18 protein-coding genes are annotated in these 18,134 nt (G+C 68.2%); 8 read left to right on the top strand and 10 right to left on the bottom strand.

Annotated elements, in window-relative coordinates; all coding sequences use genetic code 11:
- Positions 1–64: 64 nt before the first annotated feature.
- The 3 genes from hemH to BZF57_RS13045 all read right to left on the bottom strand — a co-directional run bounded on the left by hemH (position 65) and on the right by BZF57_RS13045 (position 4,476).
- Positions 65–1,099 carry a ferrochelatase gene (gene hemH / locus BZF57_RS13055; protein WP_086738654.1) on the bottom strand — a complete coding sequence of 345 codons (1,035 nt, stop codon included), beginning with the start codon at positions 1,097–1,099 and terminating at the stop codon, positions 65–67.
- Between the two features lie 79 nt (positions 1,100–1,178).
- The gene (locus BZF57_RS13050; RefSeq protein ID WP_086738652.1) at positions 1,179–3,464 is read right to left on the bottom strand and encodes a xanthine dehydrogenase family protein molybdopterin-binding subunit; all 2,286 of its coding nucleotides are present in this window, start codon (positions 3,462–3,464) and stop codon (positions 1,179–1,181) included.
- A gap of 4 nt (positions 3,465–3,468) precedes the next feature.
- Positions 3,469–4,476, bottom strand: a complete 1,008-nt coding sequence (locus BZF57_RS13045; RefSeq protein ID WP_206073262.1) for an Mrp/NBP35 family ATP-binding protein — start codon at positions 4,474–4,476, stop codon at positions 3,469–3,471.
- A gap of 75 nt (positions 4,477–4,551) precedes the next feature.
- Between BZF57_RS13045 and hflK the strand changes: the two genes are divergently transcribed.
- The 3 genes from hflK (at position 4,552) to BZF57_RS13030 (ending at position 8,313) form a co-directional block, all read left to right on the top strand.
- Positions 4,552–5,727, top strand: a complete 1,176-nt coding sequence (gene hflK, locus BZF57_RS13040; RefSeq protein WP_420810208.1) for a protease modulator HflK — start codon at positions 4,552–4,554, stop codon at positions 5,725–5,727.
- Between the two features lie 4 nt (positions 5,728–5,731).
- Positions 5,732–6,577: a protease modulator HflC gene (hflC, locus tag BZF57_RS13035; protein WP_086738649.1), complete on the top strand. Its 846-nt coding sequence runs from the start codon at positions 5,732–5,734 to the stop codon at positions 6,575–6,577.
- Positions 6,578–6,762: 185 nt separating this feature from the next.
- The gene (locus tag BZF57_RS13030; protein ID WP_086738647.1) at positions 6,763–8,313 is read left to right on the top strand and encodes a Do family serine endopeptidase; all 1,551 of its coding nucleotides are present in this window, start codon (positions 6,763–6,765) and stop codon (positions 8,311–8,313) included.
- An 84-nt stretch (positions 8,314–8,397) separates the two neighbouring features.
- Here the strand turns inward: BZF57_RS13030 and BZF57_RS13025 are convergent, their stop codons facing one another.
- The 4 genes from BZF57_RS13025 to BZF57_RS13010 all read right to left on the bottom strand — a co-directional run bounded on the left by BZF57_RS13025 (position 8,398) and on the right by BZF57_RS13010 (position 12,291).
- A complete protein-coding gene (locus BZF57_RS13025; RefSeq protein WP_240505977.1) occupies positions 8,398–10,542 on the bottom strand; it encodes a transglycosylase domain-containing protein in 2,145 nt (714 codons plus the stop codon).
- A gap of 123 nt (positions 10,543–10,665) precedes the next feature.
- Positions 10,666–11,073, bottom strand: a complete 408-nt coding sequence (gene msrB / locus BZF57_RS13020; protein ID WP_086738645.1) for a peptide-methionine (R)-S-oxide reductase MsrB — start codon at positions 11,071–11,073, stop codon at positions 10,666–10,668.
- Between the two features lie 72 nt (positions 11,074–11,145).
- Positions 11,146–11,814: a glutathione S-transferase family protein gene (locus BZF57_RS13015; protein WP_086738958.1), complete on the bottom strand. Its 669-nt coding sequence runs from the start codon at positions 11,812–11,814 to the stop codon at positions 11,146–11,148.
- A gap of 78 nt (positions 11,815–11,892) precedes the next feature.
- Positions 11,893–12,291: a hypothetical protein gene (locus BZF57_RS13010; protein ID WP_086738643.1), complete on the bottom strand. Its 399-nt coding sequence runs from the start codon at positions 12,289–12,291 to the stop codon at positions 11,893–11,895.
- Positions 12,292–12,400: 109 nt separating this feature from the next.
- On the opposite strand from BZF57_RS13010, the gene BZF57_RS13005 reads away from it, so the two are divergent.
- Positions 12,401–12,793 carry a VOC family protein gene (locus tag BZF57_RS13005; protein WP_086738641.1) on the top strand — a complete coding sequence of 131 codons (393 nt, stop codon included), beginning with the start codon at positions 12,401–12,403 and terminating at the stop codon, positions 12,791–12,793.
- A gap of 2 nt (positions 12,794–12,795) precedes the next feature.
- On the opposite strand, the gene metW is transcribed toward BZF57_RS13005, so the two are convergent.
- The 3 genes from metW to metX are packed head-to-tail and all read right to left on the bottom strand — an operon-like array spanning position 12,796 to position 14,911.
- Positions 12,796–13,386, bottom strand: a complete 591-nt coding sequence (gene metW / locus BZF57_RS13000; protein ID WP_086738639.1) for a methionine biosynthesis protein MetW — start codon at positions 13,384–13,386, stop codon at positions 12,796–12,798.
- A complete protein-coding gene (locus BZF57_RS12995; RefSeq protein WP_086738636.1) occupies positions 13,383–13,814 on the bottom strand; it encodes a GNAT family N-acetyltransferase in 432 nt (143 codons plus the stop codon). Before BZF57_RS12995 ends, metW begins: the two co-directional genes overlap by 4 nt.
- On the bottom strand, positions 13,811–14,911 hold the full coding sequence (metX, locus tag BZF57_RS12990) for a homoserine O-acetyltransferase MetX (protein ID WP_086738634.1): 1,101 nt from the start codon (positions 14,909–14,911) through the stop codon (positions 13,811–13,813). Before metX ends, BZF57_RS12995 begins: the two co-directional genes overlap by 4 nt.
- A 108-nt stretch (positions 14,912–15,019) precedes the next feature.
- On the opposite strand from metX, the gene hisC reads away from it, so the two are divergent.
- The 4 genes from hisC to BZF57_RS12970 form a co-directional block, all read left to right on the top strand.
- Entirely contained in the window at positions 15,020–16,117 is a 1,098-nt protein-coding gene (hisC, locus tag BZF57_RS12985) for a histidinol-phosphate transaminase (protein WP_086738632.1), read from the top strand.
- Entirely contained in the window at positions 16,114–17,022 is a 909-nt protein-coding gene (locus BZF57_RS12980) for a prephenate/arogenate dehydrogenase family protein (RefSeq protein WP_086738630.1), read from the top strand. Before hisC ends, BZF57_RS12980 begins: the two co-directional genes overlap by 4 nt.
- A gap of 517 nt (positions 17,023–17,539) precedes the next feature.
- A complete protein-coding gene (locus tag BZF57_RS12975) occupies positions 17,540–17,782 on the top strand; it encodes a hypothetical protein (protein WP_086738628.1) in 243 nt (80 codons plus the stop codon).
- A gap of 13 nt (positions 17,783–17,795) precedes the next feature.
- A partial coding sequence (locus BZF57_RS12970) for a hypothetical protein (RefSeq protein ID WP_206073261.1) occupies positions 17,796–18,134 on the top strand: 339 nt, incomplete at its 3' end.

Raw genomic sequence — 18,134 nt, 5'->3', positions numbered from 1 at the left:
TCCGTTTATCGGGTTCGAATTCGCAACTTACCCCAGTGAAAGTTTCACGCAAGTTGCCGAGGCATCAAATCCAGCCGGAAAGCTCGCGGCGCAGCATCGTCTCGATCATGGCAAGGCCGTGGTCCGAGGTGTTGAGGCAATCGAGCACGGCGTAATCCTCGCCGCCCGCTTCGAGGAATTCCTCGCGCCCCTCGATCGCCAGTTCCTCGAGCGTCTCGACGCAGTCGGCGGCAAAGCCCGGGGCGGCGACCACGAGGCGCTTGGTGCCCTTGCCGCCTTCCGCGATCAGCGTCGCATCGGTCGAGGGTTCGAGCCAGGCGGCAGGGCCGAAGCGCGACTGGAAAGTCGTCTCGAACCGCACGCCCTCGAATTCCGGGCGCGTCGCCAGCTCCTCGCGCAGCAGGCGCGCGGTCTTGGAGCAGTGGCAGTAATAGGGATCGCCCTTCTCGAGCGTCTGCTGCGGCATCCCGTGGAAGCTGAGCAGCATGACCTCGGGCTTGAAGGTCAGTGCGCGCACCTGCCGGGTCAGATCCTCCGCCAGCGCGCCGAGATAGTTGGGATCGTCATGATAGGGCGGGATGAAGCGCAGCGCGGGCTGCCAGCGCATCGTCTTCATCACCCGCGCGATCTCGTCGAACACGGTCGCGGTCGTGGCGGCGCAATATTGCGGATACATCGGCGCGATCAGAATGCGGTCGCAGCCGTCCGCCATCATCGCCGAGAGGCGGCTCTCGATCGAGGGATTGCCGTAACGCATCGCCCAGTCGACCTGCACAGCCTCGCCGAATTTGCCGACCATCGCCTCGGCCTGGCGCGCGGTGATGTCGGCCAGTGGCGAGCCGCGCTCGGTCCAGATCTTCTGGTAGGCCTTGGCGCTCTTCTGCGGGCGGGTGTTGAGGATGATGCCGCGCAGGATCAGCTGCCACGCGATCGGCGGAATCTCCACGACGCGCGTGTCCGAGAGGAACTGCTTGAGGTAGCGCTTCACCGATTCCGGATCGGGGCCATCGGGCGTGCCGAGGTTGATCAGCAGCACGCCGATGCGGCCGCTCTTCGCAGGAGGATGGTCGCCCGGAAGGCGCTGGGTCTGCCAGGTCATATGCCGCCCAACGGTCGGCAGGCGTTTCGTTTCCGCGACAAGGAAAATCCTTGCGCGCGCTGTGGCAAATATGTCGGGGTCATATGCCGTCCGAAAGTAGGGGGAGGCGGCGCAGGCGCAAGCCCGTGGCCGAATAGAGTGCGTTGGCGATAGCGGGCGGGGCGATCACCGCACCCAGCTCGCCCGGGTCGGCGGGGGGCGCCTCGCTGGCGATGAATTCGATCCGCATCTCGGGGCAATCGCCCACGGCGGGTAGGCCGAAAGCGGTGTCGTCAGGCAGTTCGGGGATGCCGTTGCGCAGCTGGACGGTGTTGCCGAGTGCGATGCCGATGCCGAACACCAGTCCGCCCTCGATCTGCTGGCGGGCGATGTCGTGATTGACGATGCGGCCGATATCGGCGGCGACCGAAAGGCGCACCACGCGCACCCCGCCCTCGCCCTGCCGTGCGGTGGCGACGCAGGCGATGCGCGGCGCGTCCGGCCCGTCGCCGAGCCGCGCGCAGGCGAGGCCCTGCCCGCTCTGGTCGACGCCGCCGTCCCATCCGGCGAGCTGCGCGGCGCGCTGGAGGCAGGCGGCAAGGCGCACATCTCCGCCCAGCATCGACATGCGGAACGAGAACGGCTCGCGCTTCGCCTTGGCGGCGATCTCGTCGATGAAGCTCTCGATCGCGAAGATCGTCGGGCCATAGGCATTGCCGCGCACCCGGCCGACCGGCAGGCCGATCTCGACCGGCACGTGCTCGACCATCAGCGCGGGCAGCTGGTAGGGCGGCACTGCCCCCTCGCAGGCGAGCGGATCGGGCTCGCCCGCCGTCTCGCGGATCGCGGCGGCGGGGGTGAGGTTGGCGAACAGCCGCTTGCCGAATTCGCGCGCGGCGGGCGGCGTGGCGATGCGGATGCGCAGCGCCTCAATCGCCCCGGCAGTTCCCCCCGGCGCGGGCTTGGCAAGCTGTGCGCCCAGCAGCATCCAGGCCGGCGCCCGCGGGCGGGCCCGCAGCAGCTCGTCCCGGCGCGACCAGGTGAGCTGCACGGGGCGGTCGAGTTCGCGCGCGATCAGGGCGATCTCGATCGCATGGTCATGTTCGAGCCGCGCGTCGAAACTGCCCCCTGCGGGCATGGCGTAGAGCGCGACGTCCTCGGGCGAGATGCCGATCGCGCGGGCGGCGGCGATCCGGGTGTGCTCGGGCGCTTGCGTCGCGATCCACAGGTCGAGCCGCCCGTCGGCAAAGCGCGCGGTGGCGGTGGCGGTCTCGTTGGGCGCGGCATAAGTTGCCTCGACCTCGTAGCGGCGGCCGATGTCGACCCGCCGGAGCGCGTCCCCGCCGCCGCCGCTTTCGGCAATCACGTGGGCTTCCCCTGCGGTCAGCACCGCTTCGAGCCGCGCGGCGATATCGGCGCTGTTGACCGGGGCGGCGGTGGTGAAGCGCGGCTTCATTTTGGAGAGCGCGGTCTCGGCGCTCCACCAGGTGTCGGCCGCAACCGCCAGCCAGCGCTTGCTCTCGACGATCCCGGCGAGGCCCCGGATGCCGGCGGCGGCCTTGGTATCGTATCCGGCGAGCTGCGCGCCCTCGACCGGGCCGTGGCGGATCGAGGCGAACACCATCCCCGGCAGGCGCACGTCGCCGGCAAAGCGGTAGGAGCCGTCGACCTTGGAGGGCAGGTCGATCCGCGGGTAGGCGGGCGCGGCGTCGACATCGGCAGGCAGCGGCTTTTCGCGCGGGGGCTCGGGCCGCAGCGGGGGCGGATCGGGCGGGGTGTATTCGGCCGCCGCCTCGGCCAGTTCGCCGAAGGTCGCGCGATTGGCGGCGTGGGTGACGATGCCGTTCTCGACCTCGCACTCCTCCCACGCGACGCCCCAGCGCGAGGCGGCCTCCTGCGCCAGCATCGCCCGCGCGGCGGCGGCAGCCTCGCGGCAGGGCATCTCGTAGGCGGCGAGCGAGGTGCCCGCGGCGGTAGCGTTGAAGCGCAGCGACTGGGCAAAGCGCTTGGCGACCAGATCATCGGTCGCAGGCGAGATGCCCGTAAAGGTCGAATCCCACAGCGCCGCCCACTGCTTGGCGAGCGGAATATTGGCATAGGCGCCCGAGAGCGGGGCGGGTTCGACCGCCACCTGCCGCCAGTCCGCACCCAGTTCATATGCGACGATCTGCGGCAGGATGGTGGTGATCCCCTGCCCCATTTCCAGCTGCGGGACGGCGACCGTCACCACGCCGTCGCTCGCGATCTTGAGCCACGCGCCGAACACGTGCTCGCCGCGCGCGGCCACCAGAGGGGAGCGGTAGGTGCGCGGCATCAGCCACCAGGCGACCACGAGCCCCCCGCCCGCCGCCGCGCCTGCCAGCATCCCCCTCCGCGTCAGCTGCATGGCCCTAAAGCTTCCCCGTATCGAGCCAGCGGGCGAGCTTTTCGGCGATGGCGCGGAAGGGCTCGGCCGTCTCGTCCTCGCCCGCCGCCGGAGGCTCGCCGTTGTCGCCCGCCATGCGGGTCGCAAGGGTCAGCGGCACGCGGCCGAGGAAGGGGATTTCGAGCGCGGCGGCAAACCGCTCCACACCGCCGCTGCCGAAGGGATCGCTGACCTCGCCGCAATGCGGGCAGGCATAGCCCGCCATGTTCTCGACCAAACCGATGATCGGCACCTCGCCCTGCTCGAACAGCTGTCCGGCGCGCGCGGCGTCGATCAGCGCGAGATCCTGCGGGGTCGAGACCAGCACCGCGCCATCGGGCTTGTGCGCCGAGAGCATCGAAAGCTGCACGTCGCCGGTGCCCGGCGGCAGATCGACCAGCAGCAGATCGGTCTCGCCCCAGTCGGCGTCGACAAGCTGGGTGAGGGCCTTGCCCGTCATCGGCCCGCGCCACGCCAGCGCCTTGCCGGGGGCGACGATGTGCCCCATCGAGAGCACCTTGACGCCGTAGGGGCTGTCGATCGCCACCAGCTGCGAACCATCGGGGGTGGCGGCGGGCTTCTGCCCCTCGGTCTTCAGGAGCTTGGGCTGCGAGGGGCCGTAGATGTCGCCATCGATCACGCCGACGCGGCGGCCCATCTTCGCCAGTGCCACCGCGAGGTTGGTGGTCAGCGTCGACTTGCCGACCCCGCCCTTGCCGCTCCCCACCGCGATCAGGCGGCGGCGGCGGCGTTCGCCGGTGAGAGCGATGCGCACCTCGCCGATTTCGGGCAGGGCCGAGAGCGCGGCGGTGATCTCGGCTTCGAGGGCGCTGCGGCCCGCATCAGGCAGGTCGCCCGCCTCGGCGACGATCACCGCGCGGCCGTTCACGATCCGCGCCGAGCGCAGGCGGTGGTTGATTTCAGGGGTGAGCGCAGCCCGGATCAGCGCCTCTTCGGCCTCGGGCTGGCGGGGTGGAACGTCTGAGTTGTTCATGACGCGTCGCCTCTAACACCAAATTCACGCAGCGAACCCCTGTTTTTCGCCGGAACCCGTGCCTATAAACAGCCTATGCAGAGAATGGACGGCTGGAGAGAACGTCTTGGCGCGGGCCTGAAGGGCCTTGCCATGGCAGGCAAGAACAACCCCTGGGGCGGCGGCAGCAATGGCGGCGGCGACGAGCCGGGCGAGGATGGTTCTTCCGCAGGCGATGGCGGCAGCAGCAGCGGCGGCGAGGCCGGCGGTCCGCGCAATCCCTGGCTCCCCGGCGGGGGCGAGCCCGGCAAGCGCCGCTCGGCCAGCATCGAGGACATCTTCAAGAGCCGCGGCCCCGAAGGCCCGCGCCGCTCGGGCGGCGGCGGTGGTGGCGGCGGCTCGGGCTTCCGCCTGCCCGAACGACCCAACGGCAAGAGCTGGGTTCCCGTCATCATCGGCGGCGTCGCGCTGGTGTGGGTGGGGGTGACCAGCTTCCACTTCGTCCAGCCGGGCGAAGAGGCCGTGGTGACGTGGTTTGGCGGCAAATATTCGGGCACGCTCGATTCCGGCATGAAGTTCACCGCCCCCTGGCCGATCCAGATGGTGGAGAAGGACAACGTGACCGCGGTCCGCGCCGAACAGGTGCCGGGCACCACGGGCGAGAATCTCATCCTCACCGCCGACCAGAACCTCGTCGATCTGTCCTACCAGATCCGCTGGAACATCTCGGACCTCACGCTCTACAAGTACCAGCTCAGCGATCCGCGCAACGCCCTGCTCGAAATCGGCGAGGCGGCGATGCGCGCGGCCGTGGCGCGGCAGGATCTTGATGCGGTGCTGACCGGCGCGGGCCGGGCCGAGATCGAACAGGAGGTGCGCACAGCCCTCCAGGCGCGGCTCGATGCCTATCGCGCCGGGATCAGCGTGCAGGGGATCGAAATCAACAAGGTCGATCCGCCCGCGCGGGTGGAGGACGCCTTCAAGGACGTCTCCAGCGCCCAGCAGGACGCCGACGCCGCGATCAACCGCGCCCGCAAGTTCGCCGAGCAGCAGCTGGCCCGTGCGCAGGGCGATGCGAGCGAGTTCAACGACATCTACGAAGAATACAAGCTCGCCCCCGAAGTGACGCGGCGGCGGCTCTATTACGAGACCATGGAGCAGATTCTGGCCAAGACCGACAAGACCATCGTCGAATCCGGCAATGTCACGCCGTACCTGCCGCTTCCCGAGCTGAAGCGCCGTGCGCAGGCCCAGCCGCAGCAGGGGCAGTAAGGCCATGAACGCTATTCTCCAGAACCCCCGCAACCTCGTGATCGCGGCCGTGCTGGCCGTGGTCGCCGCGGCCGCGAGCCTTGTTATCGTTCCCGAGACGCATCAGGCGGTGGTGATCCGCACCGGTGAGCCCGTGCGCACCATCAACCAGTTCCGCCCGGACGTGCCCTACGGCTCGACCGGCGCGGGGATTGCGCCGCGCTGGCCCTTCATCGAGGAAGTGCGCCTGATCGACCGCCGCGTGCTCGATCTCGACATGGAGCGCACGCAGGTGCTCTCCAACGACCAGCAGCGGCTCCAGGTCGATGCCTATGCGCGCTACCGCATCATCGATCCGGTCAAGCTGGTCGAGAAGGCGGGCAACGAGAAGCAATTGGAAGCGCAGCTGCTGCCGATCCTCACCTCGGTGCTGCGGCAGGAGCTGGGGCGGCGGCCGTTCGCGGCGCTGATCAATGCCGAGCGCGGGACCGCGATGGCCAACATCACCGCCACGCTCGACAAGCAGGCGCGCAATTACGGCGCGCAGGTGCTCGATGTGCGGATCAAGGCGGCCGACCTTCCCGAAGGCAGCCCGCTCGATGCGGCGTTCACCCGGATGGAGACCGATCGTCAGGCGCAGGCCGCCACGATCCGCGCCGCCGGGCAGCGCGATGCGCAGATCATCCAGGCCGAAGCCAGCGCCCAGGCCGCGAAGATCTATGCCGAGGCTTATGGAAAAGACCCGAAGTTCTACGACTTCTACCGTGCGATGCAGAGCTACAGGCAGACGTTCCTCGCCGGCGAGGGGCAGAGCACCATGGTTCTGTCGGACGACAGCGAGTATTTCCGGCAGTTCAAGGGGCAGAATTGAGCATTCGACCAAGCGTCGATGCGCGGCGATGGGCGGCAGGCACGGCGCCGGACGTTCAATCGGCGTTCAGCCCCGGAAGCGGCATTTGAGGCGCGGCGACCTGCCCCTGCGACAGGCTCCGCCAAGCGATTGAGGAACGCGTCAGGACCCCTGCGCATTCCGTACAGGATAAGGACCAAGAGGACGTGAACAACGTGCGCTACGTATACGGACTGTCGAGCGCGCTGCTGGTGGGCGGCGCTGCGATCTCGCTGATCACCGGCTCGCCGCTCGGCGCGCAGGTCGCGCAGAACGACGATGCGGTGATGAACCGCGTGGTCCCGGTGGCAGGTGCGCCGGCGAGCTTCGCCGACCTCACCGCGCAGCTTCAGCCTGCGGTGGTCAATATCGCCACCCGCCAGCGGGTCGAGGTGCAGAACAACCCCTTCGCGGGCACGCCCTTTGCCGAGCTGTTCAACCGCCGCGGCGGTGGCGGCGGGCAGGCCCAGCCGCAGACGCAGGAAGCCCAGTCGCTGGGTTCGGGCTTCATCATCTCGGCGGACGGGATCGTGGTGACGAACAATCACGTGATCAGCCCCCCCGATACCCGCGCCAAGCTCGAATCGATCACGATCACCCTTGCCGACGGCACCGAATACGAAGCCGACGTGATCGGCGCTGATGCCGCGTCCGACCTCGCGGTGCTCAAGATCCGCGCCAACAAGACCTTCCCCTTCGTGAAGTTCGGCGATTCGGCCGCGACCCGCGTGGGCGACTGGGTGGTCGCGATCGGCAACCCCTTCGGCCTCGGCGGCACGGTGACGGCGGGGATCATCTCGGCGGTGTACCGCAACACCGGTCAGGGCGGTGCCTATGACCGCTATCTCCAGACTGACGCGAGCATCAACCGCGGCAACTCGGGCGGTCCGCTGTTCGACATGCGCGGCAACGTGATCGGCATCAACAACGCGATCTTCTCGCCCTCGGGCGGCAGCGTCGGGATCGGCTTTGCCATCCCCGCCGAAATCGCCGCCCCGATCGTCGAGAAGCTGCGCTCGGGCCAGGAAATCCAGCGCGGCTACCTCGGCGTGCGGCTCCAGCCGGTGGACGAGGATCTGGCGGCCTCGCTGGGCGTGCCCAAGCGCCGCGGCGAGCTCGTGCAGATGGTCGAGGACACCAGCCCCGCCGGCAAGGCCGGGCTCAAGTCGGGCGACATCGTCACCAAGGTCAACGGCAAGGACGTGACCGCCGAGCAGACCGTCTCCTTCCTCGTCGCCAACCTCCAGCCGGGCGCCACCATCCCCGTGGAGATCCTGCGTGACGGCAAGCGCTCGACCGTCAACGTGACCCTCGGCAAGCGCCCGAGCGAGCAGGAACTGGCCGCGCAGGCGCAGAACTTCGATCCCGATGCCGAAGAGCCGATGGCACCCGGTACCTCGGACCAGACGATCGAGCAGAAGCTCGGCATGCAGGTCATGCCGATGAGCGCGGCCGTGGCCCGCTCGCTCGGCGTGCCTGCCGATACTCAGGGCGTGGTGATCGCGGCGGTCGACCCCAACGGCGATGCCGCCCGCAAGGGTCTGCGCCGCGGGGACATCATCCTCTCGGCCAACTACCAGCCGACCGCGACGGTCGATGCGCTGCTGGCGCAGGTCAATGCGGCCATCGCCGAGAAGCGCGAGGCGATCCTGCTGCGCATCCAGCGCCGCACCACCCCGCCGGCCTTCGTTGCGATCCGCCTCAACACCGCCAAGTAAGCGGTCCGCCCGAGAGGCGGGTGACATCAAAAAAGGCGCCGGGAGCGATCCCGGCGCCTTTTTGCTTGCCCCTTCGCTGGGCCGCTATTGCTCCGGCTTGGTCGCCGGCTGCTGCGCGGGCCGGCGCGGCTCACGCGGGGGACGCTGGTTCTGCGGCAGCGTGCCGCCGGTGGCTTCCTCGAGGAAGTCCTCGCTCGCCGCCAGGGGCGCGTTGGGATCGATCGGGCTCTGCGAGGGATCGCGCTTGGTCGGGTCGACCACATTGCCCTGCTCGTCGATGTAGTAATAATCGTCCGGAGAGCCGAACAGCGCCTCCTCGTCGGGCTCCAGCTGCCACTCGGGCAGCTCCAGCGTGACGTCGAACTGCTCCACGGGGCGATCCTTGACCGCATAGCGCATATAGGCCGCGAAGGCCTGCGCCGGGGCGCGACCGCCCTGAAGGCCGGGCACGGCCTTGGCATCGTCGCGGCCCATCCACACGCCGGTGGTGATCCCGCTGGAGAAGCCGATGAACCAGCCGTCCTTGTTCGACGAGGTGGTGCCGGTCTTGCCCGCCACCGGCCGGCCGATATCGGCCGCGCGGCCCGTGCCGGTCTGCACCGCAGCCTGAAGCAGATCGGTGATGCCCTTCACCACATGATCGGGCACCGCGGGCGACTGGCGCTGCGCCTCGCGCTTGTAGAGCACCTCGCCGCTCGCGCCCGTCACCTTGGTGATGCCATAGGGCTCCACCGGCACGCCCTTCGCTGAAATGCCGGCGAAGGCCTGGGTCATCTCGATCACCCGCATCTCCGAGGAACCGAGCACCATCGAGGGGAAGGTGTCGATCTTCGAATTGACCCCGAAGCGCCGCGCCATCGAGGCGACCGTACCGAAACCGACCTCGTTGCCGAGCTGGGCGGCGACGGTGTTGATCGAATAGGCAAAGGCGGTGCGCAGATCGGTCTCGCCAACGTTCCTGCCGTTGGAATTGCGCGGGCTCCAGCCGTCGATGGTGACGGGGGTGTCGACCACCTTGTCCTCGGGGGTGTAGCCCGCCTCGAGCGCGGCGAGGTAGACGAACAACTTCCACGCCGAGCCCGGCTGGCGCAGGGCGGAGGTGGCGCGGTTGTAGTTGCTGGCGACGTAATCCGTGCCGCCCACCATCGCGAGGATCGCCCCGTCACGGTCGAGGCTGACCAGCGCGCCCTGTGCGCCCTTGGGGGTATTGGCCTCGATCGAGGCGGTCGCGGCGCGCTGCATCCCGATGTCGAGCGTGGTCCACACCTCGATCGGCTCGTAGGTCTCGGGCAGGATGATATCGAGTTGCGGCAGCACCCAGTCGGTGAAGTAGCGGACCGAGTTCTGCCCGGCGTCCTGCTTGAGCTGCACCGCGCTGACATCGACCTGCGCCTGATCGGCGGTGATGTAGCCCTGATCGCGCATCAGCCCCAGCACGACCTTGGCACGGTCGACGGCCGCCTGCACATCGGCGGTGGGGGAATACTGGCTCGGCGCCTTCACCAGCCCCGCGATGATCGCGGCCTCGCCGACGCTGAGCTCGTTCGCGGGGTGGCTGAAGAACTTGCGGCTGGCGGAATCGATCCCGTAGGCGCCGCCGCCGAAATAGACCTTGTTGAGATAGAGCTCGAGGATCTGCTCCTTCGAGAACTTCCATTCGAGCGCCATCGCCACCACCGCCTCGCGCGCCTTGCGGTCAAGCGAGCGGTTGTTGTTGAGGAACAGGTTGCGGGCGAGCTGCTGGGTGATGGTCGAAGTGCCGCCCAACCGCGCGCGCGATCCGGTGATGCCCTCGATCAGCGCGCCGGTCAGACGCACCGGATCGACGCCGAGGTGCGAATAGAAGCGCTTGTCTTCCACCGCGACCATCGCGTTCTTCATGTTGGCGGGGATGTCGTCATAGGCGACCCATTCGCCGAAACTCGGCCCGATCTCGACCAGCTCGCGCCCGTCGCGGGCGCGCACAAGGATGGTCTGGCCGGGCTGGGTCGCCTTCAAGGTGGCGTAGTCGGGGATCGAGGAGGCCGCAAAGCCGACCGCGAAGGCGAGGAACAGCAGGCCGAGAGCCGCCAGCCCGCCGCCCCAGACCAGCGTGCGCTTCAGCCACAGCCGCCAGCGCGGGGGCGGGGTGCCGCCGGGGCCTGCGCTCGGAGTGCTCGCACGCTCGGCCGAAGCCCGGCGCTTTCCGCGCGCGCCCTTGTTCTGCAACTGCTCACCCCTTCTCGACATGACCTGCGCCCATCTGATGCCGCGCCACGTGAAGAGCGCGAAGCGGCCCCCTGCATAGGCAAGTTGTAACCGGGGGTGAACCCGGGTTTACGCAGGCATCCCCCGCAGCGCGGGCGTCCTGTCTCAATCCGCGTGCGGAGTGAAGACCAGCGCGGCCGAATTGATGCAGTAGCGCAGGCCTCCCTGCTCGGGCGGACCGTCGGGAAAGACATGGCCGAGATGCCCGCCGCACTTGCCGCAGCGGACCTCGGTGCGGACCATGCCGTAGCTGGTGTCGCGGTGCTCCTCGATCACCTCGTCGGTCGAGGGACGGGTGAAGGCGGGCCAGCCGCAGCCGCTGTTATACTTGGCCGTGCTGTAGAACAGTTGCGTGCCGCAGGCGGCGCAGTGGTATTCGCCGTCGTCGTAGAACTTGTCGTATTCGCCGGTGAAGGCGCGCTCGGTGCCGGCCTCGCGCAGGATGTGGTACTGCATCGGCGTGAGCTTCTCGCGCCATTCGGCGTCGGTCAGGCTGCGGGGATCGTCGGTCATGGGGTTACCTCTCTCGTTGTCGCCAATATCGGCGCGAGAGTGGCATTTCGCAAGCAAACCGTCTTTCGTTACCTAGCCATCCAGCAGCGCGTAATGCGCGGGCGGCTTGATCACGTCCATGCGCTCCGTGAGCAGCGGCCGGAAGCTCGGGCGGCTCTTGAACACCGCGTACCAGCCGCGGGTCTGCTCGTGCCCGGTCCAGTCGATCCCGCCGAGATAGTCCGCGACCGAGATTTGCGCCGCCGCCGCGAGATCGGCAAGGCTCATGGTCGAGCCCGCCACCCACGGACGATTGTCGATCAGCCAGTCGAGATAATCGAGATGCCCGTGCGCCATCTTCATCGCATTGCGCAGCGCGCCGCTATCGGGGGGCTGGCGCAGGATGCGCTTCTTCATCCGCTCGGACAATAGCGGCGCGGTGACATCGGCGTAGAAGTTCTCGTCGAACAGCGCGACCAGCCGGCGGATCTCGGCGCGCTGGGTGGCGGTGCCGTTGATCATCGGGTTGCGATCGACCGTCTCCTCGAAATACTCCGCAATCGCGCGGCTATCGGGAATGACGACGTTCTTGTCCTGATGGACGATCACCGGTGTGCGCCCGGCGGGATTGAGGTTGAAGAAGTGGTCGGAGGCGGCCCAGGGGTCCTCGCGCACCAGATCGAAGGGGATGTTCTTCTCGCTCAGAAGCAGCCGGATCTTGCGGCTGAAGGGGCAGAGCGGGAATTGGTAGAGCAGCCACATGGTGCGCTGCGTCATGCCTTGTTTGGCGCGGCAAATCCAGCGCGAGGCGCAGCCGGGTCGGGGGATATGTCGGCGGATTTACAAGCCTGCGGCGGTTTTCATCAATTCGCAGGCGGGCATCATCGCCTTGATCCGCGCCGCGCCCTCGGGCGTCTCGTAATCCGCCAGCGCGCGGGTCGAGAGCGTAACGATATCCTCCCGGCCGAGCCCGGTGTCTTCCATCAGCTTGGCCATCACCCGCACGAAGAACTCGCGCCCGCCGGAGGCCTCGATGTCGGAATAGTCGTTCCCACGCGCATCCCCGGTCTTCTGCCAGCGGCTGATCGTGGCAAAGGCAATCGCGCAGCGCGCGCCAGCCGCCTGCTCGATCGGGAGGAGATCGATGGTGACGATTTCATTCGTCGCGGGGACGGCCGGAGCCGGGCTTTCGGGGGCGGCCTGGGCTGCAAGCGCGACGGCGAGGAGGGGCGTGAGCATGGTTCCTCCTATGCTCCGCAAGATGAACCCGTGGCTACCGGAATCGACATTGCAGGCGCACTCGATCCGTCCTAATCCGCAACCCACCTTACCAAAGGAGAGGCAAGACATGTTCAGCCACATCATGCTCGGCACGAGCAATTTCGACGCGGCCAAGGAATTCTACGACAAGGTGCTCGCCACGCTTGGCGCTGGCCCCGGAATGATCAACGTCGCCGCCACCGGCCACAAGCGCGCCTTCTGGATGCACAATGGCGGGATGTTCTCGATCAGCGAGCCGATCAACGACGAGGAAGCGACCTGCTCGAACGGCTCGACCGTCGGCTTTGCCTGCGACAGCCTCGAGCAGGTGCAGGCCTTCCACGACGCGGCGGTGGCCGCGGGCGGCACCTCGATCGAAGACCCGCCGGGCCCGCGCGTCGGGCCGATGGGCACGCTCAACCTCGGCTATGTGCGCGACCTCGACGGCCACAAGCTGTGCATGCTGCACCGCGCAGGCTGATCTCACCGACTCAATTCAAACACCGCAAACTCGGCGCGCCAGTTAGCTGCTGGCGCGCCGATCTGCTTTTCGTTCGAGAAGAACCACGCACGCTCCACCTTGGCGCCCTTGAGCCGCGCAAGCTCGCGGAAATCCTCGACTGTCACGTGGTGGATGTTCTCGGTTTCGTACCAGCTCACCGGCAGCGCGCGCGTCACCGGCATCCGCCCGCCGAACATCAGCGCGGCACGGGTGCGCCAGTGGGCGAAGTTGGGGAACGAGACGAACGCGCGCCGCCCCACCCGCAGCAGCTCGTCGAGCATCAGATCGGGCCGCGTCGCGGTCTGGAGCGTCTGGCTGAGGATGGCGTAATCGAACGCCTTGTCGGGGTAGTTGGCAAGGTCGAGGTTCGCATCGCCCTGCACCACGCTGAGGCCGCGCGCGACGCAGCGCTCGACCAGCGCGCCATCGAGCTCCATCCCGCGCGCATCGCAGCCGCTGACGCTTTCGAGCTCCGCCATCAACGCGCCATCGCCGCAGCCGATGTCGAGCACCCGGCTGCCGGGCGCGACATGGGCGGCGATCGCGGCGAGGTCGGGGCGCAAGCTGCTCATGCGTAGGCCGCCGGGTTGTGGCGCTCCATCGCCAGCGCCGGATCGGCGAGCGGGGTCCAGCCGAACTGCGCGTAAAGGCCATGCGCGTCGCGAGTCATCAGCATCCAGCGGCGCAGGCCCTGAAGATCGGGATGGGCATGGAACCACGCGACCATCGCCTTCGACAGCCCTTTCCCGCGGTGCGCATCCAGAACATAGACGTCCGCCAGATAGGCGAAGGTCGCGCGGTCGGTGATCGCCCGCGCCATCGCCACCTGCTGCCCTTCGTGCCGCACAGCGACACACAGGCTGCCCGCCACCGCGCGCTGCACGGTCTCGAGCGGGATGCCGGGAGACCAGTAGCTGGTGGTGAGATAGGCATGCGCGGCCAAAGCATCGATCGCGCTCTGGTCGGTGACCAGTTCGTAGCCCTCGGGAAGCGCGCTCATTCGACGAACCCCTTCACCACCCGGTCGAGCTGGTCGTGTTCGAGCAGGAAGCTGTCATGCCCGTGCGGCGCGGAGAGCTCGACGAAGCTCACCTTCGCGCCGGCCGCGTTAAGCGCGTGGACCACGTGGCGGCTTTCGCTGGTCGGGTAGAGCCAGTCGGTATCGAAGCTGACGATGCAGAACCGCGCCTCGGTGCCGCGGAAGGCATTGGCAAGCTTGCCGCCGTGCTCCTCGGCGATGTCGAAATAGTCCATCGCGCGGGTGATGTAGAGGTAGCTGTTCGCGTCGAACCGCCGGGTGAAGCCGGTGCCCTGATACCTCAGGTAGCTTTCCACCTGGAACTCGGCGTCGAAGTTGAACCCCTTGGCCTCGCGGTCCTGCAAGCGGCGGCCGAATTTCTCGGTCAGGCCCGCTTCGGAGAGGTAGGTGATGTGCGCCGCCATCCGCGCGACAGCGAGGCCGTTATCGGGCTTGGCGTCGCTGGCGTAATAATGACCCTCGGCCCAAGCCGGATCGGCCATGATCGCCTGCCGTCCGACCTCGTGGAAGGCGATGTTCTGCGCCGAGTGGCGCGCGGTCGAGGCGATCACCAGCACCCGCGCGGCGCGCTCGGGCCAGCTGGCGGCAAGGCTCAGCGCCTGCATCCCGCCCATCGACCCGCCGACCACGGCGTGGAGCTTCTCCACCCCGAGCCCGTCGAGCAGCGCCACCAATCCCCTCACCATGTCGCGGATGGTGATGACGGGGAAGCGCATCGCATAAGGCTGGCCATCGGGCGCGAGGCTCGCGGGGCCGCTCGATCCCATGCAGCTGCCGATGACGTTGGCGCAGATGACGAAATGCCGGTCGGTGTCGATCGGCTTGCCCGGTCCGACCATCCGCTCCCACCACCCCGGCTTGCCGGTGATCGGGTGGGGGCTGGCGAGATACTGGTCGCCGGTCAGCGCATGGCAGACGAGCACCGCGTTCGACGCGTCGGGGGCGAGGGTGCCGTAAGTCTCGTAAGCGATCTCGCAGCCCTCCAGCACCTGTCCGCTGTCGAGCGGCAGGGGGTGGGGCACCTTGTAGACCGGAGACAAAGGCGGCGCGGCGTTCATTGGCCGTGCGACTTGGGGTAGCCCCCCGCCCGTGTCAATCGGAGGCGCGGGCGACTGCGTGTTTTCGCGCTCGATTCGGCAAGCCAAACTGGCTATCGCGGCGCTCCCATGTCGAGACCCGAGCCCAAACCCTGGATCGCCGAGATCCACGCCTACGTCCCCGGCAAGTCGAAGTCGGCGAGCGGCAAGCCGTTGACCAAGCTTTCCGCGAACGAGAACCCGCTCGGCTCCAGCCCCGCGGCGCTGGCGGCGCTGGCGGAGGGTCACGTCGCGGCCGACTACCCCGATCCCGACGCCCGCGCCCTGCGCGAGGCCATCGCCGCGGTTCACGGGCTCGACCCCGAGCGGATCGTCTGCGGCACCGGTTCGGGCGAGTTGCTGCACTGCGCGGTGCAGGCGCTGTGCGGACCGGGGGACGAAGTTCTCATGTCGCGCTACTCCTTCTCGCTCTATCCGCTGCTGGCCCAGAAGGTCGGCGCGACCCCCGTCTTCGCCGAGCCCGAGGGCTACGGCGCGAGCGTCGACAAGCTTCTCGCCGCAGTCACCGGGCGCACCCGGGTGGTGCTGCTCGACAACCCCAACAACCCTGTCGGCACCTTCCTGCCCCCCGCCGAGGTCGCCCGCCTCCACGCAGGGCTCCCCGCCGATGTGCTGCTGGTGATCGACGAGGCCTATGGCGAATATGTCGATCCCGCCTTCCAGGCTCAGGCCTTCGCCCTCGCCAAAGCGCACGAGAACGTGCTGGTCAGCCGCACTTTCTCCAAGGCCTATGGCCTTGCCTCGGAGCGGGTCGGCTGGGTCACCGGCTCGGCCCACCTCGTCGATCTCGTCAACCGCCTGCGGGGCGCGTTCAACGTCTCGGTGAGCGGGCAGAAGGCCGCCACCGCCGCGCTCTCCGACCAGAGCTTCGTTGCCGCCTCCCGCGAACACAACGCCCGCGAACGCGCCCGGCTCGCCGAGGCCATCGCGGCCCTCGGCAACCACGGCATCTCCGCTTCCCCGAGCGAAGCCAACTTCCTCCTCGTCCACTTCGAGGGCAGCGTCACTGCCGCCGCCGCACTCGAGGCCCTGTCCGAGGCCGGATACGCCGTGCGCCACCTGCCGAGCCAAGGCCTGCCGAACGCGCTGCGCATCACCATCGGCACGGCGCAAGCGACCAGCGACGTGATCGCCACGCTCCGCAAGCTGTGCGGAGAGGCCGCATGACGATCCAACGCCTCGCCATCATCGGTCTCGGCCTGCTCGGCGGCTCGATCGGGCTCGCCACCAAGGCCCGCGGGCTACCCGTGACCACCGCCGGCTGGGACCGCGACCCCGCCGTCCGCGCGCGCGCCGCCGAGCGGGGCCTCGTCGAGACCGTCCACGACACCGCCGAGGCGGCTGTTGCGGGCGCCGACCTCGTGATCCTCTGCGTCCCTGTCGGCGCGATGGGTGATGCCGCGCGCGCCATCGCCCCCGGCCTCGCGCCCCACGCCATCGTCAGCGACGTCGGCTCCTCGAAGGAGGCCGTCGCCACCGCGCTTGCCGAGGCGCTTCCCGGCGCCACCGTCATCCCCGCGCACCCCGTCGCCGGGACCGAGCAGTCCGGGCCCGATGCGGGCTTCGCCACCCTCTTCGCCGGGCGCTGGTGCATCATCACCCCGCCCGAGAGCGCCGACCCCGCCGCGGTCGAGGCGCTGTCGGACTTCTGGACCGCGCTCGGCTCCAAGGTCGAGCTGATGGATGCAGCCCACCACGATCTCGTCCTCGCGGTCACCAGCCACATCCCGCACCTCATCGCCTACACCATCGTCGGCACCGCCAGCGATCTCGAGGACGTGACCCAGAGCGAGGTCATCAAGTACTCCGCGGGCGGTTTTCGCGACTTCACCCGCATCGCCGCCTCCGACCCCGTGATGTGGCGCGACGTGTTCCTCACCAACCGGCAGGCGGTGCTCGAGATGCTCGGGCGCTTCACCGAGGACCTGACCGCGCTCCAGCGCGCGATCCGCTCGGGCGACGGCGACACGCTGTTCGACCTCTTCACCCGCACCCGCGCCATCCGCCGCGCGGTAATCGAGCAGGGCCAGGACGACGAACGCCCCGACTTCGGCCGCGAACACGGGGCGTAAGCCGGAGCGCAGCGCGGACAGCGGTTCCGAAGCGGACAAAGCGGACACCGTGTCCGCTTCGGGATTTGTGATATTTCTTCAATATTTCAACGATTTGTATAAGGTCGTCGCAGCCGGACGGACACGGGGGCGCAGGCGAAAAGCGCGCCTCGGGTGGCAAACCGCCTCGCAGGCGGGCACAACAATGGGAAAGAGCCTGCCGCATCGTAGCGGCTGGCGGGCGAGTAGGAAAACAATGCGGGTCACTTCCCGATCGTCGCCCCGTGCTTAACACGGGGCTAGGCTGCATTTCCTTCGGAGGGCGAGGAAGAAAAGCCTAACCCCGTGTCAGGCACGGGGCGACGATTAAGGGGATGGCGGCTTCGGTCTTGTTTCGACCATAACGTGACGTTCAGCTACCGACCCCATAGCTGCCGTCCCCGTCACCCCGGACTTGATCCGGGGTCCGGCTTCTTCTCCACCGTCAAATCTATGGTTAGGGTGCGTGCGGAACTGCCTGATGCTGAGGGGATGTTCGATGCGCTCTGATATTGCGGCTGCCGTGCTGTCACTGGCGTGCTTCGGCTTTCTGGCTCTGATGGCGTGGACTGGGAAGCTGGCGGGGATCGACAGCACCAAGGTGCGACTGTTCGCGTGGATCGTCGAGGATGTCGGCGTCGGCCAATTCGGCCGCGCCGGAGCGACCGTGCTGTTCGCCGGCCTCGGGCTGGCATCGGTGCCGGCGGTGCTGTGGGTGCGGCGCCGGTGGTATTTCGGGTGAGAGGGATGGGGTGGTGATCTTTGGCAAGCGGCAAAGCGTTCCGCAGGAGGGGAAGGCGGGAATGTCGGGGGAAAGCATGAGCGGCGGCGCTTGGATGAGCGATGTGTTCGGCAATTACGAGATCGGGTTCAAGCTCGGTCTCCGCCGGAAACAATTCGGGAAAGACTGGGATCCCGCGGCGCATGCCCCGCCCCCTGTTGGGCCGATCGTCGTCCAGTCGATCAATCGCTACACGCGCGGCGAGCCTCTTGCCCGTGAAGAATTTCCGGAGGCCGCCGCAGTCTGGGATGAAAAGAGCTTCAGGCGCGCGAAGGACCTCTTCTCGGTCGGCGGCTTTTATTGCGTCAAGGGC

Origin of the sequence: Erythrobacter colymbi (assembly GCF_002155685.1) — a bacterium.
Lineage (GTDB): Bacteria > Pseudomonadota > Alphaproteobacteria > Sphingomonadales > Sphingomonadaceae > Erythrobacter > Erythrobacter colymbi.
This window is presented reverse-complemented; position numbering and strand designations above follow the sequence as displayed.

Bases quoted from the DNA above. Each gene is read 5' to 3' on its own strand.
- hemH (WP_086738654.1), bottom strand. From the start codon at position 1,099: ATGACCTGGCAGACCCAGCGCCTTCCGGGCGACCATCCTCCTGCGAAG.
- BZF57_RS13050 (WP_086738652.1), bottom strand. From the start codon at position 3,464: ATGCAGCTGACGCGGAGGGGGATGCTGGCAGGCGCGGCGGCGGGCGGG.
- BZF57_RS13045 (WP_206073262.1), bottom strand. From the start codon at position 4,476: ATGAACAACTCAGACGTTCCACCCCGCCAGCCCGAGGCCGAAGAGGCG.
- hflK (WP_420810208.1), top strand. From the start codon at position 4,552: ATGCAGAGAATGGACGGCTGGAGAGAACGTCTTGGCGCGGGCCTGAAG.
- hflC (WP_086738649.1), top strand. From the start codon at position 5,732: ATGAACGCTATTCTCCAGAACCCCCGCAACCTCGTGATCGCGGCCGTG.
- BZF57_RS13025 (WP_240505977.1), bottom strand. From the start codon at position 10,542: ATGTCGAGAAGGGGTGAGCAGTTGCAGAACAAGGGCGCGCGCGGAAAG.
- msrB (WP_086738645.1), bottom strand. From the start codon at position 11,073: ATGACCGACGATCCCCGCAGCCTGACCGACGCCGAATGGCGCGAGAAG.
- BZF57_RS13015 (WP_086738958.1), bottom strand. From the start codon at position 11,814: ATGTGGCTGCTCTACCAATTCCCGCTCTGCCCCTTCAGCCGCAAGATC.
- BZF57_RS13010 (WP_086738643.1), bottom strand. From the start codon at position 12,291: ATGCTCACGCCCCTCCTCGCCGTCGCGCTTGCAGCCCAGGCCGCCCCC.
- BZF57_RS13005 (WP_086738641.1), top strand. From the start codon at position 12,401: ATGTTCAGCCACATCATGCTCGGCACGAGCAATTTCGACGCGGCCAAG.
- metW (WP_086738639.1), bottom strand. From the start codon at position 13,386: ATGAGCAGCTTGCGCCCCGACCTCGCCGCGATCGCCGCCCATGTCGCG.
- BZF57_RS12995 (WP_086738636.1), bottom strand. From the start codon at position 13,814: ATGAGCGCGCTTCCCGAGGGCTACGAACTGGTCACCGACCAGAGCGCG.
- metX (WP_086738634.1), bottom strand. From the start codon at position 14,911: ATGAACGCCGCGCCGCCTTTGTCTCCGGTCTACAAGGTGCCCCACCCC.
- hisC (WP_086738632.1), top strand. From the start codon at position 15,020: ATGTCGAGACCCGAGCCCAAACCCTGGATCGCCGAGATCCACGCCTAC.
- BZF57_RS12980 (WP_086738630.1), top strand. From the start codon at position 16,114: ATGACGATCCAACGCCTCGCCATCATCGGTCTCGGCCTGCTCGGCGGC.
- BZF57_RS12975 (WP_086738628.1), top strand. From the start codon at position 17,540: ATGCGCTCTGATATTGCGGCTGCCGTGCTGTCACTGGCGTGCTTCGGC.